The following is a 23577-nucleotide window of genomic DNA, read 5'->3' as shown; positions in this document are numbered from 1 at the left end:
CCTACTTCAACCGTATTACAACTAGAAAACCAGTAACCGACAAGGAGAACCTATGAAATCATTTATCTTTGGTCTTATTTTTAGCATTGTTCTAGTAGTAAACCCATTTCAAGTAACCGCAGCTTCGACTCCCTCGGGCATTCCGCTAGAAGAACTGGAAACGTTTGTTGATCAGTTTGCGTCAGAGCATATTGGTCAGAAGACGGTCGGTGCGAGTGTCGTTGTGTTAAAAGATGGCGACATTGTTCTATCTAAAGGCTACGGTCAAGGCGATGTCGCGAACAATGTGCCGATCGATGTTGAGACGTCGGTGTTTGAATGGGGCTCGATCTCCAAGTTGTTCGTATATGTTGCGGTGATGCAGCTTGTTGAGCAGGAGCAGCTTGATTTGCAGGAAGATATTCGTGCTTATTTGCCGGAAGACTTCTTGACTCGGCTTCAGTTCGATGAGCCGATCACATTAATGCATTTAATCAACCATCAGGCAGGTTTTGAGGATTATGTGTTTGATCTTGGCTATAGTGAGAAACGCTATGTTGAGTCACTGGAGGATGGTTTACGGCGAAGTGAACCGAAGCAAATTTATCCACCGGGTGACGTTGTCGCTTACTCCAATTACTCGAATGCACTAGCTGGTTACATTGTTGAACGCGTCACGGGGCAACCGTTTTACGAGTACGTTGAGGATCAAATCTTTTCTACCTTTGCCGAGCCGGTTGAAGCTGCATTTGTCCCAAATGATCCGGAAAGCACGGTTGAAACTGATAAAGTAAACGGCTATTTACGTGCTGATTTGGGTGAATTTATTGAAGGGGACCCTTTTTATGTCTCGATCTATCCTGCTGGTGGTTTAAATGGAACCGCCCTTGATTTAGCGCAGTTTGCCCTTGCCCTTCTGCCTGAAGATGGGGAATCTCTATTATTCGAGGAAGGTACTACCCTAGAAGAGCTTCTTACACAAACGTATGCACTGACAGAAGATTTTCCGGGCTTAGCACACGGCTTTTGGGAATTTCCAGGCTCAAGTCGGAGCGTGGGTCATGGAGGCAATACCGCAGCATTCTCTAGCAATCTTCAGCTTGTGCCTGAAGAACGGTTCGCTGTTATCGTCCTAACGAACCAAGGCGGCGAGCTTCATTTCACGCAGGAACTGACGTCTGCTTTAATTGGTTTGAATTCGGAAAAAGACAGTGAAGCCCTGCCTGACACGCAGGAAATAAGTGGTTCGTTTCAACAGTCACGCAAAATGGATTCATCGTTCATTCGACTTTATTATTCCCTACTAAAATTGACAGTTGAGCCGAATGATAGCGAATCCATCACCGTTAACTTTGGTGGTGAAGAAGCAATTTACCAGCAAATCCGCCCGTACGTCTATGCGTATGAAGAAGGAAGCCCACTCTTCCTGACGATGCCGTATCTGCATACGGAAGTAGAAGATGGTCAACTGTTGCGCATTTCCAGCACTGGTGGTTACTTCTTACTTGAACCTCCGAGCAACCAGGTGCTGATGGTGGTCCTGTTCGCCACTTGCGTGTACTTCATTGTTGCTACGGTTGTTTTACTTATTACCTGGCTCATTCGTAGAATTCGTCGGTCCCACAAAACGAGCAGCAATGCTTTTGTTGGCTTGCATCTGGTTTCGTTTGCTCTTGTGATCAATGTAGGCGTGATGGCCTTTCGGATGTTGACGAATTCAGCGCGGCGCTTTAGCGAATTTTACGCACAGATTGGACTTAATTACGCCTTGATCCTTGTTGCGCTTGTGTTCGTTTATTTCTGTATCAGAAGCTTATTCAAAAATGAACATCGAAAAGGGGCTCTTGTTTTGAAGCTCATTTCGCTTGTTCTATTTGTACTGTTGGTTATGGCGTTGGTTTATTGGCGGATGTTGGGGTGAAGGAGGTCCTATGAAACCCCCTCCCCCTTTCTTGCGTAGTAATGGACGAGGTGATGACATGCAAAAGCTTTATTTTATAGCGGTGGCTGTTTTTCTTGTTTCGGGAATTGTGCAGATAATGTACGATCGAAATCCGCTATTCTACCTATCAAGCTTTATTCTTGCTGGGCTATTCTTCGTATCCGGCATGATGGAGAGGCAAAAGAAAGGAAGTCGTGAGTAGATATGGACGTGTTTGCACTTATTTCATTTACAGTGGCAGCCGCAACGTTGGCCTACGCGGCTTCATTAGATGAGCGATTAAAAAAACAAACAAAACGAATTGAACAGCTGGAAAAGCAGCTCGACCGTTTCGACCAATCATTTGACTCGAGGTGATCTTTGTGCCAAAAAAACGTGCGCCCCACTTCTCCTATTTTCTTGCCGCTCCCTTCTTTCTGCTCTTTGGCCTACTTTTATACTTTCTTCTCCCAACTTTCGGCTTGAACGGAAGACCCGGGTTCATTACGTTTGCTGGTCTATCAATTCTTTACGTCATTTTAGGATTGATCTTACTTAGGAAAAAGAAGAAACAACAAACTACATAATGTTAAATAAGAGCGCACCCCGTGCGCTCTTATTTCATCTTCAACACAATCTTCCCTTTCGCTCGGCCTGTTTCGGCGTAATCGATTGCTTGTTGTGCGTCTTCAAACGGGTAGATTCGATCAATTACTGGCTTGATTTGTCCTGCTTCTATAGAGCTGGCGATTGTTTCTAGCTGCTTCCCGCTCGGCTCCATAAAGAGAAAGCGGTAATCAACCTGATGCTTTTTTTCGAGTGCTGTGAGCTTTGCTGAAGCGATCGTAAATAAGAGCGTTTTAAACCAGCCAGCGCCGTATTCATGACCGAAACGACGATTGGGCAGACCCGAAATGGAAACGAGCGTACCGCCTTTCTTCAGCACCTGGAATGACTGATGAAGTGCTTCTCCTCCAAGCGTGTCGTAGACCGCATCGTAGTTCGTTAACAGCTCTGTAAATGACTCTGTTTTGTAGTTAATCACATGATCAGCGCCGAGAGTTTTCACTAAGTCGGTGCCTTTTTCACTTGCGGTTGTGGCGACATAGGCGCCCATTTGTTTGGCAAGCTGGATTGCGAACGTGCCGACACCGCCAGATCCTGCGTGTATCAGGATTTTCTGTCCTTTTTGTACCTTCATCATGTCATGCAATGCTTGGTATGACGTTAGTCCGACCAAGGGAATCGATGCCGCTTCTGCGAACGTCAGGGTTCGCGGTTTTAAGGCGATGTCCGCTTCATCGACCGCAATGTATTCGGCAAACGTGCCGATTTTGTTTTTACGTGGGCGCCCGTATACCTCGTCACCGACTTTAAATCGAGTAACATTGGCGCCAACTTTTGTGACAACACCAGCGAAGTCATTTCCTAAAATAAGCGGCATTTCATACTTGACTAGCAGCTTGATTTTTCCGTCGCGAATTTTAAAGTCAACCGGATTGATGCTGGCGGCATGAATCTCGGCAAGTACTTCATGGTCACCAATCTCAGGTGTTGGGACCTCCGTCATCTGCAGCGGCTGTTTGCCGTATTGGCTAATCATCATTGCTTTCATTGCTTGTCCCTCCATTTCATTTTCTATTTGTAACGCCCTCGTTATGTATCCATGTGTAAATCGTTTACACATGTCGTGCGTTCGTTATTCGAGCGTCTTTATATAAGCTTGATACCCGGCATAGACGGCTATAAACGAGCCAGTTAAGAAAAGAGCTGAACCACCAAGCGTAAACATTCGCCCTATCAGTGTATTGGTGGTAATCGTTTGATCAGATGGTAGGTTGTTCATCCGAACGGCCTCCTTTTCCACATGAATTGTTCTTCATTCTATGTAGCCTAAGGGCATTTGTGCGAACAAAATGGCTCTTTTAAAAGGAAGGCAGCACAACGCTCGTGCTGCCTCAACGCCATTATTCTTCTTCGTTCTTGCTTCGATTTGCCCATTGTCCGAGCTTCTTCGTGATGCTCATTAATGCTGGCAGAACGGCTGGTAAAAGCAGCACGCTTAAGAGGAACAACCCGACGATCACGAGCGTCGCGACCTGCATCAGTGTCAAGACGCCAGATGGATAGAGCGCGGCGAACGTCCCACCTAAAATAACCGCTGCTGAGATGATCACGCCGCCTATATGACGAGATGCCACAACAATTGCTGATAGTGGGCTTCCTGTTGTTTCACGGTACTTCATGAGTAAGAAGATGCTGTAGTCAACACCAATGGCTACTAAAAGAATGAAGCCAAAGAACGGCACATTCCAGCTTAGTTCTGCCACGCCAAATAGCGAGCCACTGATCATTTCCGTAATTGAAAGCGCCGTGTAGTACGCAACCGCTAGAATACCCACAATAAACAGTGGCAAGTGAATCGAGCGAGTAATGAGCATCAGAAACAGCGCAATGCCTCCGAGCATAATGCTTGCGGTGAATAAGAAGTCACCGTTCGCGACCTGACGTAAGTCGGCATTGACCGCAGACTGACCGCCAATCGCAATTGTCGCCTCGTCTAAGCTTGTTCCTTTCAGCGCGGCTTCGGCGGCAGCTTGAATGTCCGCGACATCGTCCATCGCTTCGGCTGAAAAAGGATCGTTGTCTAAAATGACCGTGAAGCGCGCGGTTTGTCGGTCATCTGATAGATAGGTTTCCAAGCCCTCTTGGAATTCATCACTTAGTCGTACCTCTTCTGGAATAAAGAAGCGCTCCGTCGATTTTGATTCACTCACTTCGCCTAAATAGCTTTCTGCGTCTTCCAGTCCTGTCGCTATCTCGTCGAGTCCTTCTGTACTTGCGAGCAATCCTTCTTGCAGGGTTTGCATTTGCTCTTGTAATTCTTGCAAGCCTGATTGTAGCTGTTCTTGCCCGGACTGAATTTCCGTTAACCCCGATCCAAGCTGCCCCGCTTCTGCTTCAACCGTGCGCGCCCCTTCTGCCCCTTCCGCTAATGACGTTTGAAGTTCTTCCGCGCCAGTCGCCAATTGATCAGCACCAGCAATGATTTGTTCAATGCTTCCATTCACTTGCTCAAGGGAGCTGTTTGCTTCACGGAATGCGTTTAAGCCTTGTTCAAGCTCGGTTGAAGCGGTACTCAGTCCAGCTGAGAGCTGTTGCGCTTGCTCGGCACCAGTACTCACTGATTGCAACGCTTCTGCCACAGCCGGGTCGGCAGCAATTTCTGGGTTTTCGCTTAAAAAGGTTTCAATTGCCGTTTGAACACCAGAAAGATTCTCGAGGCTTTGTTCAAGCAACTCTGCTGCATCGGCAAATGAGTCGCTGAACGTGCGTAGACCAGCTTCTATTTGCGTGTAGACGGAGTGCAGCTCAGTTGTAGCGTCAGAAACCGTTGCGAGATTACTAGATAGCGAGTTTAAGCCTGCTTCAATCTCCGCTGCTCCATCCGCGCCTGCCCCTACGCCTGTGGCAATCTGGGAAACGGCTTCTTGCAGGGCAAGGCTTCCATCGTAAGCTGCCGTTGTGCCATCAATGAGCAGCTGGACCTGGTCAAAACCACTTTCGTCATTTGCTTGAAGCTGCTGCTCCGCCTCTGACAAACCGCCTTGGATTTCCCTAGTCCCTCCGTTCGCGTCACCAATTCCTGTTCCGACTGCATTCGCTTGATCATTCAGGTAGAGCTCTGCGATTTTTTCACCAAGGGGGCGAGTTGGTGATAGAACTTCAGCTACGCCATTAACGTTCGTTACGGCTTCGGTTACTTGATCCATTAGCGTTAACATTTCTGCTGAATCGAGTGGTTCATCTGCTTGAATGACGAGACTTGCAGGTGATGAAAAACCGCTCGGAAACTTTTCTTGGATCACTTGGATTCCTTGTTTTGAAGCATAGCCGTCATCGACCTCGAGTAGGTCATTGTAATGAACCTGCCCTTTTGATAAAAACAGAATGGGAAGCATGACAAGCGCAACAAGCATTAAACTAAGAAACGGTCGAAGGGCGGAACGGCTTGAGAGAAAGCCCCATAACCGGCTGTCGCCATGTCCGGAAAAACGTTTGCTTGGCCAGAACATCTTTTTTCCAAGCACGCCCATAAAAAAGGGATTTAACGTCGTTAGTACGAGAATAAGCACAGCTACGCCAAACGCCACGGCCGAGGTTGATTGGTAAAAGGAGAAATCGGCAAGTCCGAGCGTCGCAAAGCCAATCATAACGGCAATGCCGCTATAAACCACGGTCTTTCCAGATGAACGCAGCGTATTTCGGACGGCAAGGCGAACATCTTCTTCGTGTCGGCTTAACTCTTCTTTAAAATTGGTATAAAGCAAGATATTGTAATCTGTCCCAACACCGAACAATATCACGATCAGAAAGACTTGCGTAAAGTTAGAAAATGGAAAATCAAGATGTTGCACAAGGGCCGCAATGATTGCCATTGAAACAAGGTACGAGACACCCACCGTAATAAGTGAGACGACCGGCACAATCGGCGAGCGGAATACCACGATAAGAACAAGGATAATAAAGACAACCGCTACTGCCTCCGTTTTCTTAATGCCGTCCTCGGTCGTTTTTGTAAAATCCTCGGCAATTAAATCTGAACCGGTGAGATACGAAGCAACGGTTTCAGTCTCCAACAGGGGTGCCAATGCCTCTCTCACTTCATCAATTGTTCCAAATGAGTGACTGATAGACAGCTGAATAAGCGCGGCTGAACCGTCCTCTGAGAGGAGCTGTTCTTCTAGTTCGGGACTGTCAAACGGACTAACAATAGCGGAAATGGCGAGTCGCTCCTGTTCTTGCTCGAGCGACTGAACGACCGTTTCTATTTCATTTCGTTCGTCCTCCGTTAAAGCCGCTTTATCACCCCGATCAAACACAACTATTAACTCATAAGCACGTTCCCCATCATCGGCCATTCCTTCGATGGCATTGGCAGCAATGACGCTCTGTGCATCGTCGGGCAGGGTTATCTCGCCTTTGTCACGAACAAGCTGCCCTAAATCAGGCAAAGACATAAAAGCAACTACAGACACGAGCACCCACACCAGTAAGGCAATAAACCGCCCATTACGAAAGATCTTCATTTTCTTATCCCCCAATTCGATTTCTTCCGCGGAATGAATATTCATTCCGTTTTAAAGGAAAGACAAAGCGTCAACCGTTTTACGTGCTGATCGCTCGCCATAGCTTTTCATCTAATGTTTCGAGTAAGTCTTCTGTTAACGTCAGTTCCCCGCCATTAAAGCATTTTGCCAGCTCCACAACGGCACCAAATGTAATCGCCACAATCGCTTCAATTGGTAGGTCTCGATCAATCACTTCTTGCTCCCGGCCAGCCTCAACAATCGTTGAAAGAAACGTGAGCAGCGACGTATAGTCACATTTTGTCTGGTCCGATAGATGCCGACTCGTTGTGTGAGAATTAATGAGCATGATTGATTCAAAATTTTCCTGTGAAAAGCGGATCAAGCCGATAAACAAATGGCTAAACTGCTCGCGAATCGACCGATCATATGGAAAGTTCTCCTTGAATGATTGCTCCAAGCGCAGCATTTCCCCTTGCATAATGACGTTTAACAACACTTCTTTGTTTTCAAAATAGCGGTAAATCGTCCCCGCTCCGACAGAGGCTTCCTCGGCTACTAACGGAACCGTCGTCCCATCAAAACCACGCTTTGCAAATAGCGCAATTGCTGCCTGTTTAATGCTTTCCTGCTTGTCGCTCACTTCAAGCACCACCTCGGAATGAATATTCATTCCTTATCATAATGGAGTCTTTTTCATAATGCAAGTAAAAGTGAGATCTCTTTCCCTAGCTAGTTATATTTAAAGAGACCAAGAGTATCATTGTCGATAGCTCATTGATCATGCAACAACCCTAGCAACAACTAAGGGTTTTGGGAAAAAGAGGACGCTAGTTGATTTGCAACCACTATAAACAGACCGCCTCTTGACTCGAAGAAGCGGTCTTGTTTTTTCTTTTTTAGCGGGTATAAACCGTTAATTTCTCTATTTCTTCCATTAATAGTTTGGCGCCCTCTTTGCTTAAAACGATTTCCCCATCACCGATTAGCAGATTGTCAGGACTTATTTCTCCGGTTAGAATACAGGCCATTTCTGGCTGGTACCTTTGCAGAATAATTTTATCCTCTTCCACAAAAATCTCTAAAGGGGTTTTCTCATAAATGTGAAGCATATCACGCATTTCTTTTGGCATAACAATTCGACCTAAGTTGTCCAATTTCCTTGTAATTCCTGTACTCGCCATTTGAATTCACCCCTTCATCAAGATAAAGTTAATCAAGGACTACACGCTATCCTTTCGACAAAACGCACTGGTATTCCTTTATATTTTGAAACGTTTTCCAAACTTCTTCCTAATCCGTCACCTTTTCTTGCGATTCAACTTCTTCATCTTCGTTGCGATTGTTTCTTTTCGTTTGTGCGTTTCTTCTTGATCAAATACGAGCTTCTCTCCTTCTATCTGGATGTAGTCGCCTTCCTTCGCCCCTTTATAGATTTGATCCAGCTCGTAAATGGTTTCCTTTTCTTCTTTCCCGCTTAAAACAACGGCTTTTCCTGCTTCAATTCGGTCAATAAATCCTCTATTTTGCTCCATATGCCCTCCTATTTGTCGGTTTGGACGGTAAACGTTTCTCCGTCGGTCGTCACAACGATTGTGCCATCCTCAATCGTTCCGAGCAGCTCGGCTCCAAATTGGTCGACACGGCTTATTGCTTCTGCGCCTGGATGATTGTAGCTGTTGTTTTCACCAGCCGAATAAATAGCCAGCTCAGGGTTTACCGCTTCAAGAAATGGAAGCGTTGTGGACGTGTTTGAGCCGTGATGCCCCATCTTTAAAATATCCGCCTCGAGATTTATTCCGGAATCAACCATTGCTTGTTCCGCAGATTCTTCCGAGTCCCCGGTAAATAGAAACCGGACATCCCCGTAGGTGAGACGGATACCTATCGAGTCATTATTCAAGTCTCCTGTTAATTCATCGGGGTGCAACACTTCAAGCAGGAAGGAATTTACCTCAATCGCTTCCCCTCTCGTTGGTTCATAAACTTCGGTGTTCGTCCCAATTAGAGCATCGACAAGTCGCTCGAACACTTGGGACGAGGCTTCATTTCCATCAATCCACACCTCTTCAGGCTCATACTGGCGCACAATCTCATCGCCATTGCCAATATGGTCCGCATGTGGGTGAGTAAACACAAGCAAATCGAGCTTGGAGACGCCTCGTTCTTCAAGATGGTCAAAAATCACGTCCCCATCATGCCTGCCTGTATCAATGAGGATTGTCGTATCCTCTGATTGAATCAACGTGCTGTCTCCTTGGCCGACATCAAGAAAGGACACTACTGCATCTCCTTCTGTAACCTCCGGCGCTGAAGTTGATTGAGCTTCACCGCTTTGATTTGTTTCGAGCAGGGAGAAGAATTCTTCTTCACTACAGCCTGATAAGAAGATCACTAGCGCCGCCAACAGCGCCAGCTTGCTTTTTTTGGTCATTGCAAAACAGTCCTTTTTCATTCATTTATCCTTTACTAGATTAACAGACTCTCACCCGCTTCATCCAGATACAAAAGTAACGCAGGACATCATCATGTGCTGCGTTACTTAAGACTTAAAACAGATTTCCCATATCGCCTAGAACAGTGGGATACAGGTATTGCACTGACTTCAATTGATCGACCGTGATGCCGAGCTGAATTGCCATTGAAAAAACATTAATCCATTGATCGGCCTCTTGCGAGAGAAAGTGCGCTCCTAGAATGGTGCCGTTGCTTTTCTCAATTAAGACGTTCGCAAGTGCAATCGGTTCTTCGCTCGCTTTATTCGATAACCAGTCGGTCATGTCGACTTCCTTGCTTTCAAAGTCCACACCGGCTTTTTTTAACTCACCCTCGCTCTTGCCGACCTGTGCCAGCTTCGGAATGGTGAACACAATTGACGGCATTGCTTTAATCGGACGCCATGTACTCATTTCATTCGCAATGAGATTCTCCGCCACAAACGCGCCTTCCTTACCTGAGAGTGGTGTCAGTGGCAGCGTATCTGTTGAGGCGACATCACCAGCTGCAAAAACCCGGGAATTGCTCGTGCTTTGTAGATACTCGTTTACTACAATACCGCCCTTGTCCGTCTTCACTCCGGCTTTATCCAACTGAAGCTTCTCGATATTTGGAACTCTTCCAGCTCCATGAAAAAGAGCGTCTACTTTCAGCTGATTGGAACCAGCGCTAATGACGACACCACTAGAAGTTTCTTCTACCCGTTCAACGTTCCAATTCCAGTGAAACGTAATTCCAAGCTCTTCAGATAGTTGAATTAATTCTTTTACATGCGTCTGATTAAACGCTTTTAGCGCCTGATCACCAGCTTCAATTATATGAACATCCGCTCCTGCTCTTGCAGCTAGGTGCGCACATTCAAATGAAATGTAACCCCCACCTAAAAGAGCAATTGTTTCAGGCATGCTTTTCTGGGCTAAGAAGTCTTCACTTGTTTTTAATAGATGCGCACCTTCAAAATCAAACGCCATTGGTTTCGCGCCAGTTGCAATTAAAAACCGGTCTGCCGTTAACGTTTGATCTCCCACTCCAATTGTCGCTTCATCTTGAAACTCCGCGAAACCGTGGTATGTATCAATTCCCGCTTCGTTCATTTTCTTTTCCATCGCATCTGGAACAACCGACGTATACTTCTCCTTTTCGGTCATTGCCTCTTCCCAATTAAACGAAACTTCTCCGCTTACGCCTTTGCCAGCAAGCTGTTTTGCTTGCCAAGCAGCCTCAGCTTTTGCGTACAGAATCTTCTTCGGGTCACATCCTGTGTTCGGACAAGTTCCACCGAAATGGGCTGCTTCAACGACGGCAACACTCTTACCACTCTCTTTTATTGGATAAACGGCAGACATTGCCGCTGGACCGCTTCCTATAACAATTACATCATAACGTTTTGTCATCCTTAACACCTACCTTATGTGTCGTTCTTTCCCTATTAAGAAGCGCGGAAAACCCAAAAGTTTGATTAATTGCTAACGTTTATTTATTGTTTGCAAATTTCATTTGTGTTTAAAAAAGGGTAAAAATTCAGTTTTTACTCTATCTATTGAAGTGAAAGTATGAGACACTAGATGTACAGCTTTAGTTTTAAGCTGAAAAGGAGAATGCCCCATGTACAGAATTTGTCGGACTGTCAGAGGGGTAACAGAGACTTTAAAGGATTCAAATAGTCATTTGGATAAGACCTTTTCTGATTCTGTTGCTGCTGAATTGCTAGCAAAGAAACTAAACGCTCACAATTTAAACAAAAACATCACATGGACTGTTGAACCGATATAAAAAAAGAAGCGGGTGGCTGCCTGCTTCTTTTTTGTCTATGGCACGAATTATAGGTAAGGTTTGAAGATGGATTACTGCAGATTGTCGACACATTCTAAAAGTATGTAGTTGCCTGCATCTGAATGGATGTCGTTCTTTATAGCGTAATGGGTAAGCAAGACTTTTAACTTATCAGGGGGAAATTAGATGAAACGACTATTCTACACATTAGGAGTTCTAACTTTATTTTTAGCGGCTTGCTCCGACAATAATGAAATAGCAGGATTAGGCGATTCATACGATGATTTTGTTAGCGCTTATGGCGAAGAAAAAAACGGTAAAGACGCAGCTGTCGCAAGCTTTCAAGATGACTACATCTTGGCTATGTTTTTTGAAGAAGAATTCGCTATTTTCATAGGTCTAGATTTCGAAGCGACAGATAATAATCTTAGAAGTATGGGTGAGGCATTAGAAAGTATAGAAAGATTTATGCCAGATGATGCGGTAAAAGAAAGCGAAGAAACAGAAGATCTTGGCGACTATTCAAGAATAAACATTCGTTACACAAGTGAAAGTCTAGCATCAGCTTATGAAGAATCCGGCCTTTATCCTTTATCAGAAGATGATGAGCCTAATCAATTCATGGTTACTATATCTGAGGCTATGGATGCGGATGGATACATAACGGCAACCATTGTACTCGGTCATAGTAGTTCATAAAAAAAGAGTGGTTAATCCCACTCTTACAATCCAGCTACTTTATGAGGATGTTCTTGTGTTACTATCAATTAATCTCTTTCCATTAAACAGTCTTCTTGTCCTCTTTAATGGAAAAAAACATTAAGAAAGGGTAAAAGAAGATAGACAGACCAAATGACGAACATCTCCTAAATTAAAAACGTTCGTCGTTTGTTTTATATTAACATTAGCGGAAGGAGAATCTGAAGACTATGGAGTGGTGGTTTTCCACGGAAGAGGCTGAGGCCGTGCACCGGGAAAGCGAATAATTCTCCTGTAGCGGTTCTACTCAGCATAATTGAGATTACTTGTCTTTTCAGATCCTCCCTTTAGTAACCTAGCCACTCTGTATTATTTAACCAAATGATACGTTGTTAAGTCTTCCTTTAACGCTTGAATCTGTTCCTCTTTCGTTGCCCAGCTTGTAATAAAACGACAGACCGTATGCTCGTTATCGTATTTCTCCCACTGATAGAAGGCAAAGCGCGAGCTAAGCTGCTCAATAAGCTGATTCGGTACGATCGGAAACAGCTGGTTTGTACTTGGCTCGTATTTAAACGAAATGCCGATGTCGAGAAACGCTTGCTTCAGCTTATCGGCCATCTCAATCGCATGAGACGACAAACGCCCATAAAGATTATCGGTGAACAATGTTTCAAACTGAATGCCAAGTAGCCTTCCTTTTGCAAGCATCGCCCCTCTTTGCTTGATAATCGATCTGAAATCCTTTTGCCATTTCTCGTTCGTAATGACCACAGCCTCACCGAATAAAGCGCCCACCTTCGTCCCGCCGATGTAGAAGACATCACAAAGTGCCGCAACATCCGCAAGCTTTAAGTCGCTTTCTTTAGCAGCAAGCGCATAGCCCAGCCTCGCCCCATCAATAAACAACGGAACATCATGCTTGTCGCAAACTTTCTTAAGCTGCGTTAGCTCAGTTTTTGAATACATTGTGCCTAACTCCGTTGGTTGCGAGATATACACGAGTCCCGGTTGGACGATATGCTCATGCGTTGGATCGTTAAAATGATCCGTAATAGCAGCGTCCACCTGCTCATGAGTCAACTTCCCGTCATCGCTTGCTAGTGTACTAATTTTATGTCCGGTTGACTCGATGGCACCTGCCTCATGCACGGCAATATGACCCGAATCTGCGGAAATGACGCCTTGATGCGGTCTAAGCATCGCCGATATAACCGTTGTATTCGTCTGTGTCCCACCCGTTAAAAAGTGAACGTCCGCTTCTGGACTGGCGCACGCTTGTTTAATCAACTCTTTTGCTCGACTCGTAAATTCATCCGTTCCATAACCAGGGGTTTGCACCTCGTTTGTTTCAAGTAATTTGTTTAAGATCGTTTCATGTGCGCCCTCTGCATAGTCGTTCTGAAAATAAATCATCTTTTTGCTGGCTCCTGTCTGAACTAAATCACTTATTCTACTTTTAGTTGTTTTGATTATAACCGATAAAAAAGAACAGGAAAACTGCAATTCTTCATTTCTCGAATGTCTAGCTTGTTTACCAGCTTCAGAAAAAACCTATGTTTACTATGAACGTTCAGTAACTCCCTTTATCGTTTTCACTGCATTTGGGTTTTAGCTATCTGCTTCAATTTCTGCACTCTATACGTCGCAAACAACAAAATAAGTCAATCCAACTAGTAAGATTGACTTATTTAACCTCGTTTATTTTTTTAACTTGCACAACACGGAGAACCGTCTTTTGTATCCACATCTTGCTTTGTATAAAAATATTCCCACTCATTCCCATCAGGATCTGTTACCCAAAATTTATCTTGTATAGCGTAGCAACATGTCGTATTTAATTCTTCTTTGGCAAAAAAACCTTCTTTTTCAAGACGTTCTTTGTGGAGGCTCACGTCCTCTTTTGAATTGACTTGTACGCCTAAATGATTAATCGTATTTCCTTCTACTCGATCTACTTCAGTTAGTGTTAAATTCAAGTTTGGCTCAGAAGTTAAAAACTTTACATAACCTTCTTTTACTTTTACCGGATCCATACTAAAAAATTTCCGATAGAATTCCTTGCTTTCCTCTAGGTTTTTTACATTTAAACCAATGTGTACATTCATTATGTAAAACACTCCTTAATCAATTTTTTTTGATTTATTATTTATAAATTAAAACCGTTAATTAGACGGTTTTAAGATACAACAAAGTTGTTCAGATAAGAGGTGATCAACGTGTTGCTCATTTACGCTGTAGTAGCTCCAGGTTCCTCTAGTATCTTTATTTAAAATTTTTGCATCAGTCATAAGTTTTAAATGATAAGAGAGTTTGGACTGTGGAATGTGTAACTCCTCTGTTAAATCACAGACACACATCTCACCACGGACACTCAATAAGTTTAGTAAATGCAATCGTCTAGTATCAGCCAAAGCTTTAAACTGGGTTTCGTACGACTTTAATTCTCTTTCTGTTAATATACCGCTAGTGATTTGTTGCATGATGACCAGCTTCTTTCATCAATTTTTTTTGATTAATCTTAACTTATCATATCTTTTTTTATTAATCAAGTAATTTTGATTAATTTAAACCACCATTCCGATAAACTGGTTAATTCGCAAATCTGCTTCAAGCTGCTTATCGGATAACATATTTAACAGCACTATCATATCATTCCCCTTTATCCGTTAGAAAAAAGTATTGCGATTGAATTCAATTCAATTCTATCATCAACTGGCTTCACTTAAAATTCTTTTTAACTAACGGTTTTTTTTATTTAATCCCTAAATAACCTAACCGCGCCTTCTTGCTCTCTGTTCTCATTAAATACCCATTCATTCTTTTGTTTAACTCCGCTTGTTTAGGGTAACCAAGTTGTTACGGCATGTAATAGGGAGCTTAAACCATGATCTCTTCGTATGAACGATTTCTGTTTGAAAGGCACTTAGATTATTTGATTGATAGTTACTTTTCTGCGGACACTCACTCACCTGCCAGAAATCTCCTTTCTAGTGAGATAGAAGAACTATTGCTTGTATTAGTAACTCCTTAAATAAACTATAGATGAAGTGAGCCGAATCCTTCGTTTACTCACTTTATCTTCTTTATTTTCTATAAGCTATTTACATGACAATACGCTCGACAACTATTTGGAAACAGGTTTTTCATTTCTGGGCGTAACAAAGCGATTTCATGCTTATAAGGCGCACTTTTATATTTGATTTCTCCAATTGAATTTGCGTATCAAGTAATTTAGGCAAGTAGAAGCATGTTCACCCACCCTCTTTCTCCGAAACCGATGGCAGTTTTCCAAGAAAAATTAAAAATCATCCATTTTAAAAATGAAACCATACAGTTCGAATAAGTGTTGCTAAACGAATATCTGATTGATGAGATGTTTAACAAAAAGCTTATTGGGAAACGCCTAGATTCTCTTTCCATTTTTACGGAACAATTTTATACTAATACAAACTTAACATCAGCGAAGAGGTGGTTACATAATGAATTTATTGGCACCTGAAAAAGTCGGGGGGAAAATTGTAGAATGGCATAGCTGCCTGATGGCTAAAGACATTGAATCAGCAAAGGCTGCACGGGATCAAGCTCTCATCGCCGTCGAGAAAATGAAGCCCGATGATAAAATGTTGGCTTATTATCAACTAATTTCTATGCGCCACGATTTACTTACTAACCAGAAAAACACAACTGAGTGGAATGAGGTTGAAAGGAAAACAGAAGAATATTTGTACTTTATGTACTATTACGTTTCTGGTCAAAATGAGTTCCTTCATGGCAGGTATAAATCTGCGATTCGTACTTTTAAGATTGCTGAACGCTTAATTGAGCAAGTAAATGATCCATCTGAAAAAGCAGAATTCTATCAGAAATTAGGGATAAGCTATTACCGAATTGACCAGTATAGTTTTGCATCATCATACATAGAACAAGCGCTAGAATTTTTTGAGAAGCAATCATTGTATAAAGAAAATGAGCTTGTTTGCAAGATGGTTTTAGCAGCGATTGAATCTGAACTTTCTCGATTTGACTCAGCAGAATCGCTTTTTAAGGAGTTAATTGAATTGTCGAAACCGTATCCTTTTAGAAGAGGACTGATCTTTTACAATATGGGTATGAATCGTTTAGCACAAAAGCAGTTGGAAGCTGCGCTTAGCTGTATGGAGCAAGCCTTATCTATTCCCGAGCACGCTAGAGCGATTAATGGGATTAAGTCGCGGTTTTATGTGGCAAACATTCGCTTGCGCTTAGGCTTAGCTGTTGCTGATCTATCTACAATTGAAACAGAAATTAAGAAACTAAAACTGGACGAGTTCTCTGCTAGAAGTCAGGTCGTACGTGGACTCTATCTAGATAATGACTTAGCGTTAGTTGAAAGTGGCATTAAGAAATTAGAGGATAATCAACTTTTCTTCGAATGCTCAGAGGTATGTGAAGAAGTTGCTCAGCACTTTGAACTTAAAGGAGATTTTAGCACGGCTCTGCATTATTCGAAATTAGCAATTGCTAAGAAAAAACACCAGACCATTATGGGGATTGAGAAATCCTTGTCAGTGTAAGCAAGAATACGATTGCATTATTGCTAGGTATGTTTTAAACTTATTAACACTAATAAACAAGGGACCCCTTAATCAAGTAGGTCCCTTGTTTTTGTTTTATAGTAGCTCTTAACACCTTCCTCACTCCGACTGCTGCTCATCAACAAACGTTTGAAACAAGTTTTTTTCGAAGCCCGGCTCCTTGCTTTTCTCGTAAAACGCAATTTTCTTATCGATCAGCTCAAGATTAGCCTGATAGATCGCTAACTGCTCTTGCACGCTTTGTCGATGATTTCTAAGGATCTGAAGCAATTCGTCCAGCCCATCTTCAGAGTGCCATAAGTTGAAATAGGTTTTTAAATTTTCCAGCGTCATCCCGGTTTGCTTCATATGCAGCACAAATTCAATCCAGTTTCGATCTTCTTTTGAATACCAGCGGACGTTGTTTTCATCTCGCTTTGGGGCAATAAAGCCAATCTGCTCGTAGTAGCGTAGCGTATGCTCTTTCACCTTTAACTCTTTTGCGATTTCACCAATTCTGAAAATCGTGATCCCTCCTTACGCTTCTACCTCAATTTGCTTGATAACCTTTGCCGGCACACCCGCGACAATCACATTATCCTCGACGTCTTTTGTGACGACAGCCCCCGCTGATACGATGGCGTTCTCACCAATCGTTACACCGGGCATGATGGTCGCATTGATGCCAATCCACGCCCCTTTTTTGATGAGAATCGGCTTGCTGTACGTTGCTCTGCGCTCAGTTGGCGAGACGGGGTGGTTAATCGTAACTAGATTCACTTTTGGCGCAATGAGCACCTTTTCCTCAATTGTAATGCCACCACGATCCATAAAGGTGCAGCCTTGATTGATAAACACCTCTTTGCCAACGCGGATATTTTGTCCATAATCGGTATAGAACGGTGGCAAGAGCTCAAACGACTCATGAACCTGAGCTCCTGTTAACTCACTAAAAATGGAGCGAACCTCAGGCGCATCATGATAGCTATGATTTAGTCTTGCGAGTCGTTTTTGAGCACGTTCAATCGCTTCGGCCATTTTCGGAAATTCCGGGTCGTCCAGTGAGATCGTCTCGCCATTTTTGTCTCTGTCGAAAATGTCTCTATTCATCCTAGCCCTCCTTATCTTTTAAGCAGTTGTCGTTATTTATACCGATTACCAAGGCTGATTTGTCGGGCCGACCGTGAATTCATTGACGTTCACATCTTCAGGTTGATCAATTGCAAACTCGACGACTTTGGCGATTCGTTCTGAAGAAATTCCGTACTGATCGTAAAGTGCGGAGAACCCTTCCAACGTAGACGAATCAGAGATCGTTCCAAGCAATTCCGTATTGATTGCGGCTGGATAAATCGTTGCCGTGCGGATATTGGTTCCTTCTTGCGCGGACTCCATCCGTAGCACTTCCATCAGACTTCTAACCGCCCATTTTGTTGCCCCGTAAACGGCTCCACCAGGGTAGTTTTTCAAGCCGGCAACAGATGATGTTGTAATGACATGCCCCTTTTTTTGTTCGGTGAATAGCGGCAGAACAGACGCAATCCCGTTCAACACGCCTTTAATATTCACGTCAACCATGTCGTTCCATTCGCTTGTTTTTAAAGAGGACATCGGTGAATTCGGCATAATTCCCGCATTTAAGAAGATAACATCCACTCCACCAAACGTTTCTTTCGCAAGAGCAATCAGCTCCTCATTATCTTGTGGAACCGTTACATCCATCTTTTTGTAAACCGCTTCCCCACCAGCTTCTTTAATCGCTTGAGTTAATTCTTTAAGCTTCTCTTCGCGACGAGCACCTAAAACGACTTTTGCCCCTCTTGCAGCTAAAAGTTTTGCGGTATCTTCTCCAATCCCTGATGATGCTCCTGTAATAACGACGACTTTATCTTTAATTGCCATGCGTAACACTCTCCTTTTGTTTAAGTAGCTTTAGCCTACACCTTAAAGTGAACTTTAGGTCAAGCGGAAAGTGAGACTTTTTTTCGCGGGCCTTTCCATTTGCCTGTATACTGAAGATAATTCAATGAGAAAAACAGCCAAGCATCGGCTGCTTTATCAGGATACTGGCGGTGATAGTCATGAAGCTTCTTCCATTTAAACAAAGCGTTAGCCTGCTCGCTTTTTTTCAGATTTACCTACTCATTCGTGATGCCGATAAGGGGCTGCTTGCGAACGCTATCCCCTTGCTTCTTCTCGTCGGCTGTGTTTTTCTTTTTCTGTTCAATCGGTTGTTCCCAGATGACCATCCGCACACGCAAAAAAGAGGATGACTCGTCATCCTCTTTTATGTTCGCTGGACATCGTAAATGACGCGCATCGGAATCCACTCTCGGAGTGAATCGTTTGCTGGTCCGTACTCAACGCGAATTCGCTTATTGTCATTGTCGACTTTGTGGATGTAGCATTCCAAGTCTTTATAAAACCCATCGTCCCAGTAGTTCACCTTCACTGTCGTTGTATGTTTGAAGGCATCAAGGACAATCTCACCAATCTCCCACCACTGCTCGTCGTCAAGCTCTCCGTGCAGCTCGACTTTCCACTCACTTGCTTCGAGTTTAATCAACGCTTCCTTATGTTCGGGCAACATCATTCGGCTGCCTTCCCATAAAAGATTGCCTCTTCGCACATATAATTCTTCTTCACGCATCATGCTCACTCCCCCATGAGATAAGAACTACTTCTATTATATACGAATATACGTTCGATTAAACCAATTTTACAAAATAAAATTTTTCCAATTGAACTGTTTTTCTGCTACGCTGAAAAGAAAACCGAGGTGACACGCATGACGCTAGGAATTAGTGCATCCGTTCTGTTAACCTGTTTCTTGATTTATCTTGTTTTTAGTTTACTCAAAACCAATCTTTTGCTAAAAATCGGCCTGTCCCACATGGCGAGTATTCCTGGCACAGCCATGGCGCTCTATGCCGCCGGAACAACGACCGACAACATGGTGCTTATCCTTCTCAGCTTTATTGCTCCTGCCGTGCTTTTTTCGGTTGGTGCAGCCCTCTCTCTTATCGGGGCGCTGGCTCACTCACGCCAGAAGCAGGCGTGAAATTTATGAATGGCTCTCCGTCCAGCCAAGGTATTCTCCCGTCGCTGCGTTAAAGTGAATTTCAGCCATTTTTGCATTCAACGTGCCCACAACGGTTAGGAAGGGAATATTGTTTTCTTTTATGGCCTTAAAATGATAGCCCGAAAAAATGACGGTATGGCCATCGCCTTCGACTAAAGCAAAATCATAGATTGCTAGTTCAATGGCCTCGGTGCTATCAAACTGCAAGTGAGGCAGTTTGAGTTCTTGCTGGTTCGTTCCATCAAAGTTCTCTAGCCGAATTTCATTTACAATCGTGCCAGCTTGGATTGTAAAAGCAACGGCCTCACGATATGTAGGTAAATGAAACAATAAATGCCACGTTGATTTCTTCCCATCTCTCCCACTTTTTCGCACATCATCGATGCTGTTCATTTCTAACAGCTCTGATTTGAGATCGAATGTTTTTACATGCTTATAACCGATCCTATACGCTTCTAACAAACTCACTTCATCAAACGAACAAATAGCGCCCTCTCCCCCTTCAACACCTAGGAAAATAGAAACCCCTCAACTAAACGATTCAACCCATACACGCTATTTTCCTTTCAAATCCCGCAATTTTTTTCGAGAAAAAACAAGCGCATCTTGCCGCGCTTGTTTCTCGATCTAGCTTATTTGTACTTCTCTAATTGTTCTTTCGGAATGTGACAATAATCATCTGGGCATCTTGTTAACCGATCTTGGTGTTCATCCGCGCTGCGCACATAATTCGTCAGCCGCAGCACTTCAACAACAATCCGCTTCTTGTCGTCTCTCGCTTCAATAAATGCCTTCGCTGCCATGAGGTGTTCGCTACTTTCGCTATAGACACCGGTTCGATACTTCTCCCCAACATCAGCGCCTTGTTTATTAAGGCTATACGGGTCGATGATCTCAAAGAAATCGCTCATTAGCTGCTCGACACTGACAACAGACGGATCAAACTCCGTTTTAACACATTCCGCATAGCCGTCATAAGGACCTGCAAGCGTCTTTGTTGTTCCGTTCGCTCTACCTGCTTCCGTTTCAATCACGCCGGGCACTGTTTTCATGAACGCCTGAACGCCCCATAAACAACCGCCGGCGAAGTAAATAACTTCCATGTGCCACCCCTGTTTGTCCTAAACGTCTAAGTCCACCTTATTACCGATTATTAATATAATATGTATCATACGTCTCTGCAAAAACATAGCCAAGTCGTTCCGCTAGCTTGACAGACTCTGCATTGGCCGCGTCCCAGCTCGGGTACTTGCCTTGCTCTAGACAATCGACTAGCAAAGCAGCTGAGGCAATCGTTGCCAGCCCTTTTTTGCGATGATCTTGGTGCGTGCCGACTTCAACTTCAATCCCCTCATCATAAATGCTGAATGACGTAGCACCACAGACCACTTTTCCGTCGTGTAGAATCGCATAACCAATGCCTCGCTTGAGAAAATCATCAATTGATTCAAAGTTACAGGTAAAGTACTCTGATAGCTCATGCAAAGATGGTTTATTTCCGATCTCTGAATCAATTCGTTTCAGTTCATACTGCCCAGGCAGGTTTGCTAACAACCCTGTAAGATAGGTAGCGTCTAACAAAGCAGGGTCTTGTTTAAAGCGGTAGCGTTCAAACTTATTGAATTTCCCTTTATAGATTGTTTCGATTCGCTTTTTCCATTCATCTGAGTGAACAATCACTAAACTGTCTTCAGGAAGATGATGTAACAGCGTTTCCGCCTCTTGTGCGTTGGCATCCCCCGCAAAGTAAGAAAACATCCCTACTTTTACTTGGGCAGCTGTTGGACTTTCCAGGTTATCTACCCACGCCTCGCCCATATGCCCTTGAAGACAAGAGAGAATAACCGAGTCGGGAATTTTTTCGAACATCGACGTTAATTCTTTCTTTCGATTTGAATCTATTTTTAAAATCAAATGACTCACCTTTTCATAATTATTCAGTCTTACTCAATAGACGAGTATGAGCGTATCAACTCATTCAAAGTATTCAATCCCTGTGAATTTACTATAATTTATTGTGATAAATACGTCAAAACGCGATGAGCCGTTTAATCTAGTTCGTGCAACAACGATATTGACAAAGTAGCCATTTATTAATATAGTTGTCATACGAACTAATTAAGGAGGAATGAGGATGGCCCATTCGCTTGATGAATCAATTGGCTTTCAAACAGCTCAAACCCACCGCGCCTTAATTCGGCTGATCACCACACATTTACGAACGTACGGGATTACACCTGAACAATGGACCGTATTAAAACGGCTATACCAAAATGGCGATTTAACACAAAAACAACTGTCAAAAGTAGCAGAAAAGGACAAAGCAACCTTAACTCGGATTTTAGACTTGCTTGCCCAGAAACAATTGATTGAACGCAAACAAAATGCTGAAGATAAGCGCTCCTTTTTAGTCGGGATTACTACCAAAGGAAGCGATCTCTATAAAACCATCAAACCTACAACAGAGGAACTTTATCGCCAGACGATTGTCAAGGGAATATCAGAGGAAGAGCTTTCCATCTATATCAATGTGCTCTCACAGTTGAAAGAAAACAGCTCCCAAGGTTGAAATGGATACAGTTGTCTATTGTACGAGCCGGGAAGCATTCTTGCTTCCCTCTAAAAGGAGTTTACACCATTGAAACTGACACAACGCTACTTATTTTTTACGATTGGACTCTTTTTTATGGGGTTGGGCATTTCTCTAACAGCCAAGTCTGAACTTGGCAATTCACCGATTTCAAGTGTCCCTTACGTACTTAGCTTAGCTTTTCCACTAACGCTTGGTGCCTTTACTTTTCTGTTAATGGCCTTATTTGTGCTTATCCAATGGGGCATCTTAGGCAGACATTTCCCTCCGCTCCAGTGGATTCAGTTGGCCCTAGCACCTATACTGGGCGTTTTTATTGACTTTGGTTTACTGCTGGCTTCCTTTATCCACCCGAATTTGTTTATTGAAAAACTAGCAGTGCTCATTCTAGGTTGCGTCTTTATAGCGATTGGCGTCTATATTCAAGTTGAAGCGAAAACCGTTATGAATGCTGGGGAAGCCATTATAAAAGTCTTGTCTCAAAAGACGAAGATCGAGTTTGGCACGATGAAAATTATCTTTGATTGGTCGCTCGTTGCGATTAGCACCATGCTCTCACTCGCCTTTTTTGGCGGCTTGCACGGCATTGGTGTCGGTACGATTATTTCAGCTTTTCTTGTCGGTTTTCTGATCAAAGCCCTCCGAAAGTTCTTAGGTGTCAACCGTTTCCAATCGAGTAAAAAGATTAACCCCTAGTCTCCAACCTCTTACACTGCGTAAGAGGTGATTAGGTTCCCTCAAAGAAAAAACTAGCGCCCTCTTCCCGCGCTTGCACAAATATTTATAAAAAAGATCATTTAAAAAACCTTCAAACATAATTCCTTCTGTACGTTCAATGATAATGATCGATTAAGGAAGTTCATATTTACTTATTCATTCCTACGAACGAGACTCTCTCCCTAATCTTCAAATAAAAATAGGTCGCCACAACAATTTCGGCAAGCGCAAGCAAAAGTAGTATTAGCCCAATTGAAAAGATTGTAGGCAAAACAAGAAACAGATGTAGCGATGCTGCTACTAATACAAGTGAAGTCGTTCTTTTCAACAAACCGACTACCCCAATCGTAAAGCTACCGACAAGCAAAAACCATAAAAGCCCTGATTCTGTGAGAATGAATGGATTTTCAGCTAAGAAATAGTGAACCGTTAAACCACTCATTAATAAACAGACAGCCACTCCGATACTTCCACAAAGAAACCTGTTCTTTTGCTTAAAAAGAACAGCTAAAGAAACGACATTTAATGCGATCGCCAAAATCAAAATCAATCCCATATGCCAACCCCTTTCTACAAAAAACCTTCCTTATACTACTATACAATAAAAGGAAATGAAGAAGGAGAGAAAATTACTACTATTCTAAAACAAAAACTAGCGCCTAAAAAGCGCTAGT

General features: G+C 43.3%; 29 protein-coding genes. 10 read left to right on the top strand and 19 right to left on the bottom strand.

Annotated features, from left to right (window positions below):
• Positions 1–52 precede the first annotated feature (52 nt).
• Genes JOC54_RS05270 through JOC54_RS05260 form a run of 3 tightly spaced genes read left to right on the top strand, consistent with a single transcriptional unit; the run spans position 53 to position 2278 of the window.
• Positions 53–1900 (top strand): serine hydrolase domain-containing protein, encoded by a 1848-nt coding sequence (locus JOC54_RS05270; protein ID WP_204464959.1) that lies wholly within the window; start codon positions 53–55, stop codon positions 1898–1900.
• 10 nt (positions 1901–1910) lie between these two features.
• Positions 1911–2123, top strand: coding sequence for a hypothetical protein (locus JOC54_RS05265; protein ID WP_054792903.1), 213 nt, complete (start codon positions 1911–1913; stop codon positions 2121–2123).
• Positions 2124–2125: 2 nt separating this feature from the next.
• A complete protein-coding gene (locus tag JOC54_RS05260; RefSeq protein WP_158332370.1) occupies positions 2126–2278 on the top strand; it encodes a hypothetical protein in 153 nt (50 codons plus the stop codon).
• 238 nt (positions 2279–2516) lie between these two features.
• On the opposite strand, the gene JOC54_RS05255 is transcribed toward JOC54_RS05260, so the two are convergent.
• The 8 genes from JOC54_RS05255 to JOC54_RS05220 all read right to left on the bottom strand — a co-directional run bounded on the left by JOC54_RS05255 (position 2517) and on the right by JOC54_RS05220 (position 10880).
• Positions 2517–3515: an NADP-dependent oxidoreductase gene (locus JOC54_RS05255; protein WP_204464956.1), complete on the bottom strand. Its 999-nt coding sequence runs from the start codon at positions 3513–3515 to the stop codon at positions 2517–2519.
• Between the two features lie 84 nt (positions 3516–3599).
• Entirely contained in the window at positions 3600–3746 is a 147-nt protein-coding gene (locus tag JOC54_RS05250; RefSeq protein WP_204464954.1) for a hypothetical protein, read from the bottom strand.
• 121 nt (positions 3747–3867) lie between these two features.
• Positions 3868–6990 (bottom strand): MMPL/RND family transporter, encoded by a 3123-nt coding sequence (locus JOC54_RS05245; protein WP_204464953.1) that lies wholly within the window; start codon positions 6988–6990, stop codon positions 3868–3870.
• Between the two features lie 79 nt (positions 6991–7069).
• Positions 7070–7633, bottom strand: coding sequence for a TetR/AcrR family transcriptional regulator (locus JOC54_RS05240; protein ID WP_204464952.1), 564 nt, complete (start codon positions 7631–7633; stop codon positions 7070–7072).
• A gap of 256 nt (positions 7634–7889) precedes the next feature.
• The gene (locus JOC54_RS05235) at positions 7890–8174 is read right to left on the bottom strand and encodes an AbrB/MazE/SpoVT family DNA-binding domain-containing protein (RefSeq protein WP_035420303.1); all 285 of its coding nucleotides are present in this window, start codon (positions 8172–8174) and stop codon (positions 7890–7892) included.
• Between the two features lie 117 nt (positions 8175–8291).
• Entirely contained in the window at positions 8292–8525 is a 234-nt protein-coding gene (locus JOC54_RS05230; protein ID WP_204464951.1) for a DUF3006 domain-containing protein, read from the bottom strand.
• Between the two features lie 8 nt (positions 8526–8533).
• A complete protein-coding gene (locus JOC54_RS05225; RefSeq protein WP_204464950.1) occupies positions 8534–9424 on the bottom strand; it encodes a ComEC/Rec2 family competence protein in 891 nt (296 codons plus the stop codon).
• Between the two features lie 115 nt (positions 9425–9539).
• Positions 9540–10880 carry a dihydrolipoyl dehydrogenase family protein gene (locus JOC54_RS05220; RefSeq protein ID WP_204464948.1) on the bottom strand — a complete coding sequence of 447 codons (1341 nt, stop codon included), beginning with the start codon at positions 10878–10880 and terminating at the stop codon, positions 9540–9542.
• Between the two features lie 211 nt (positions 10881–11091).
• Between JOC54_RS05220 and JOC54_RS05215 the strand changes: the two genes are divergently transcribed.
• Complete coding sequence (locus JOC54_RS05215) at positions 11092–11259, top strand: hypothetical protein (protein ID WP_204464946.1); 168 nt, start codon at positions 11092–11094, stop codon at positions 11257–11259.
• Between the two features lie 186 nt (positions 11260–11445).
• Complete coding sequence (locus tag JOC54_RS05210) at positions 11446–11958, top strand: hypothetical protein (RefSeq protein WP_204464944.1); 513 nt, start codon at positions 11446–11448, stop codon at positions 11956–11958.
• A gap of 369 nt (positions 11959–12327) precedes the next feature.
• On the opposite strand, the gene JOC54_RS05205 is transcribed toward JOC54_RS05210, so the two are convergent.
• From JOC54_RS05205 to JOC54_RS05195, 3 genes are all read right to left on the bottom strand, one after another.
• Positions 12328–13374, bottom strand: coding sequence for a threonine aldolase family protein (locus JOC54_RS05205; RefSeq protein WP_204464942.1), 1047 nt, complete (start codon positions 13372–13374; stop codon positions 12328–12330).
• A gap of 293 nt (positions 13375–13667) precedes the next feature.
• Positions 13668–14069 (bottom strand): ArsI/CadI family heavy metal resistance metalloenzyme, encoded by a 402-nt coding sequence (locus JOC54_RS05200; protein ID WP_204464994.1) that lies wholly within the window; start codon positions 14067–14069, stop codon positions 13668–13670.
• 54 nt (positions 14070–14123) lie between these two features.
• Positions 14124–14441: an ArsR/SmtB family transcription factor gene (locus JOC54_RS05195; RefSeq protein WP_204464941.1), complete on the bottom strand. Its 318-nt coding sequence runs from the start codon at positions 14439–14441 to the stop codon at positions 14124–14126.
• Between the two features lie 999 nt (positions 14442–15440).
• Here JOC54_RS05195 and JOC54_RS05190 point away from each other — a divergent pair.
• Positions 15441–16514, top strand: a complete 1074-nt coding sequence (locus JOC54_RS05190; protein WP_204464940.1) for a response regulator aspartate phosphatase — start codon at positions 15441–15443, stop codon at positions 16512–16514.
• Between the two features lie 120 nt (positions 16515–16634).
• On the opposite strand, the gene JOC54_RS23145 is transcribed toward JOC54_RS05190, so the two are convergent.
• The 3 genes from JOC54_RS23145 to JOC54_RS05175 are packed head-to-tail and all read right to left on the bottom strand — an operon-like array spanning position 16635 to position 18416.
• Positions 16635–17030, bottom strand: a complete 396-nt coding sequence (locus JOC54_RS23145) for a MerR family transcriptional regulator (RefSeq protein ID WP_367617766.1) — start codon at positions 17028–17030, stop codon at positions 16635–16637.
• A 21-nt stretch (positions 17031–17051) separates the two neighbouring features.
• Complete coding sequence (locus JOC54_RS05180) at positions 17052–17624, bottom strand: sugar O-acetyltransferase (RefSeq protein ID WP_204464938.1); 573 nt, start codon at positions 17622–17624, stop codon at positions 17052–17054.
• 45 nt (positions 17625–17669) lie between these two features.
• On the bottom strand, positions 17670–18416 hold the full coding sequence (locus JOC54_RS05175; protein ID WP_204464937.1) for an SDR family oxidoreductase: 747 nt from the start codon (positions 18414–18416) through the stop codon (positions 17670–17672).
• A 179-nt stretch (positions 18417–18595) separates the two neighbouring features.
• Between JOC54_RS05175 and JOC54_RS05170 the strand changes: the two genes are divergently transcribed.
• Positions 18596–18787, top strand: a complete 192-nt coding sequence (locus JOC54_RS05170) for a hypothetical protein (RefSeq protein WP_204464936.1) — start codon at positions 18596–18598, stop codon at positions 18785–18787.
• Positions 18788–18801: 14 nt separating this feature from the next.
• On the opposite strand, the gene JOC54_RS05165 is transcribed toward JOC54_RS05170, so the two are convergent.
• Positions 18802–19167: a YolD-like family protein gene (locus JOC54_RS05165; RefSeq protein ID WP_054792881.1), complete on the bottom strand. Its 366-nt coding sequence runs from the start codon at positions 19165–19167 to the stop codon at positions 18802–18804.
• 135 nt (positions 19168–19302) lie between these two features.
• Between JOC54_RS05165 and JOC54_RS05160 the strand changes: the two genes are divergently transcribed.
• Positions 19303–19575, top strand: coding sequence for a hypothetical protein (locus JOC54_RS05160; RefSeq protein WP_204464934.1), 273 nt, complete (start codon positions 19303–19305; stop codon positions 19573–19575).
• Positions 19576–19578: 3 nt separating this feature from the next.
• On the opposite strand, the gene JOC54_RS05155 is transcribed toward JOC54_RS05160, so the two are convergent.
• The 3 genes from JOC54_RS05155 to JOC54_RS05145 all read right to left on the bottom strand — a co-directional run bounded on the left by JOC54_RS05155 (position 19579) and on the right by JOC54_RS05145 (position 21510).
• Positions 19579–19989, bottom strand: coding sequence for a hypothetical protein (locus JOC54_RS05155; RefSeq protein ID WP_204464933.1), 411 nt, complete (start codon positions 19987–19989; stop codon positions 19579–19581).
• Positions 19990–20228: 239 nt separating this feature from the next.
• Positions 20229–20699 (bottom strand): peptide-methionine (S)-S-oxide reductase, encoded by a 471-nt coding sequence (locus JOC54_RS05150; protein WP_204464932.1) that lies wholly within the window; start codon positions 20697–20699, stop codon positions 20229–20231.
• 40 nt (positions 20700–20739) lie between these two features.
• Positions 20740–21510 (bottom strand): GNAT family N-acetyltransferase, encoded by a 771-nt coding sequence (locus JOC54_RS05145; protein WP_204464931.1) that lies wholly within the window; start codon positions 21508–21510, stop codon positions 20740–20742.
• A gap of 220 nt (positions 21511–21730) precedes the next feature.
• Between JOC54_RS05145 and JOC54_RS05140 the strand changes: the two genes are divergently transcribed.
• Complete coding sequence (locus JOC54_RS05140) at positions 21731–22165, top strand: MarR family winged helix-turn-helix transcriptional regulator (RefSeq protein WP_204464930.1); 435 nt, start codon at positions 21731–21733, stop codon at positions 22163–22165.
• 69 nt (positions 22166–22234) lie between these two features.
• On the top strand, positions 22235–22882 hold the full coding sequence (locus tag JOC54_RS05135) for a YczE/YyaS/YitT family protein (RefSeq protein ID WP_204464928.1): 648 nt from the start codon (positions 22235–22237) through the stop codon (positions 22880–22882).
• A 169-nt stretch (positions 22883–23051) separates the two neighbouring features.
• On the opposite strand, the gene JOC54_RS05130 is transcribed toward JOC54_RS05135, so the two are convergent.
• Positions 23052–23459: a hypothetical protein gene (locus JOC54_RS05130; RefSeq protein WP_204464926.1), complete on the bottom strand. Its 408-nt coding sequence runs from the start codon at positions 23457–23459 to the stop codon at positions 23052–23054.
• Positions 23460–23577: the final 118 nt, after the last annotated feature.

Origin of the sequence: Shouchella xiaoxiensis, assembly GCF_016907895.1 — a bacterium.
GTDB classification, from domain to species: Bacteria; Bacillota; Bacilli; order Bacillales; family Bacillaceae_D; genus Shouchella; species Shouchella xiaoxiensis.
Note: the sequence above shows the minus strand (reverse complement) of the source record. Positions and strands in the feature narration are given on the sequence as shown.

Coding starts and splice junctions, on each gene's coding strand:
- JOC54_RS05270 (WP_204464959.1), top strand. CDS start 53: ATGAAATCATTTATCTTTGGTCTTATTTTTAGCATTGTTCTAGTAGTA.
- JOC54_RS05265 (WP_054792903.1), top strand. CDS start 1,911: ATGAAACCCCCTCCCCCTTTCTTGCGTAGTAATGGACGAGGTGATGAC.
- JOC54_RS05260 (WP_158332370.1), top strand. CDS start 2,126: ATGGACGTGTTTGCACTTATTTCATTTACAGTGGCAGCCGCAACGTTG.
- JOC54_RS05255 (WP_204464956.1), bottom strand. CDS start 3,515: ATGAAAGCAATGATGATTAGCCAATACGGCAAACAGCCGCTGCAGATG.
- JOC54_RS05250 (WP_204464954.1), bottom strand. CDS start 3,746: ATGAACAACCTACCATCTGATCAAACGATTACCACCAATACACTGATA.
- JOC54_RS05245 (WP_204464953.1), bottom strand. CDS start 6,990: ATGAAGATCTTTCGTAATGGGCGGTTTATTGCCTTACTGGTGTGGGTG.
- JOC54_RS05235 (WP_035420303.1), bottom strand. CDS start 8,174: ATGGCGAGTACAGGAATTACAAGGAAATTGGACAACTTAGGTCGAATT.
- JOC54_RS05230 (WP_204464951.1), bottom strand. CDS start 8,525: ATGGAGCAAAATAGAGGATTTATTGACCGAATTGAAGCAGGAAAAGCC.
- JOC54_RS05225 (WP_204464950.1), bottom strand. CDS start 9,424: ATGACCAAAAAAAGCAAGCTGGCGCTGTTGGCGGCGCTAGTGATCTTC.
- JOC54_RS05220 (WP_204464948.1), bottom strand. CDS start 10,880: ATGACAAAACGTTATGATGTAATTGTTATAGGAAGCGGTCCAGCGGCA.
- JOC54_RS05215 (WP_204464946.1), top strand. CDS start 11,092: ATGTACAGAATTTGTCGGACTGTCAGAGGGGTAACAGAGACTTTAAAG.
- JOC54_RS05210 (WP_204464944.1), top strand. CDS start 11,446: ATGAAACGACTATTCTACACATTAGGAGTTCTAACTTTATTTTTAGCG.
- JOC54_RS05205 (WP_204464942.1), bottom strand. CDS start 13,374: ATGATTTATTTTCAGAACGACTATGCAGAGGGCGCACATGAAACGATC.
- JOC54_RS05195 (WP_204464941.1), bottom strand. CDS start 14,441: ATGCAACAAATCACTAGCGGTATATTAACAGAAAGAGAATTAAAGTCG.
- JOC54_RS05190 (WP_204464940.1), top strand. CDS start 15,441: ATGAATTTATTGGCACCTGAAAAAGTCGGGGGGAAAATTGTAGAATGG.
- JOC54_RS05180 (WP_204464938.1), bottom strand. CDS start 17,624: ATGAATAGAGACATTTTCGACAGAGACAAAAATGGCGAGACGATCTCA.
- JOC54_RS05175 (WP_204464937.1), bottom strand. CDS start 18,416: ATGGCAATTAAAGATAAAGTCGTCGTTATTACAGGAGCATCATCAGGG.
- JOC54_RS05170 (WP_204464936.1), top strand. CDS start 18,596: ATGAAGCTTCTTCCATTTAAACAAAGCGTTAGCCTGCTCGCTTTTTTT.
- JOC54_RS05165 (WP_054792881.1), bottom strand. CDS start 19,167: ATGATGCGTGAAGAAGAATTATATGTGCGAAGAGGCAATCTTTTATGG.
- JOC54_RS05160 (WP_204464934.1), top strand. CDS start 19,303: ATGACGCTAGGAATTAGTGCATCCGTTCTGTTAACCTGTTTCTTGATT.
- JOC54_RS05155 (WP_204464933.1), bottom strand. CDS start 19,989: ATGAACAGCATCGATGATGTGCGAAAAAGTGGGAGAGATGGGAAGAAA.
- JOC54_RS05150 (WP_204464932.1), bottom strand. CDS start 20,699: ATGGAAGTTATTTACTTCGCCGGCGGTTGTTTATGGGGCGTTCAGGCG.
- JOC54_RS05140 (WP_204464930.1), top strand. CDS start 21,731: ATGGCCCATTCGCTTGATGAATCAATTGGCTTTCAAACAGCTCAAACC.
- JOC54_RS05130 (WP_204464926.1), bottom strand. CDS start 23,459: ATGGGATTGATTTTGATTTTGGCGATCGCATTAAATGTCGTTTCTTTA.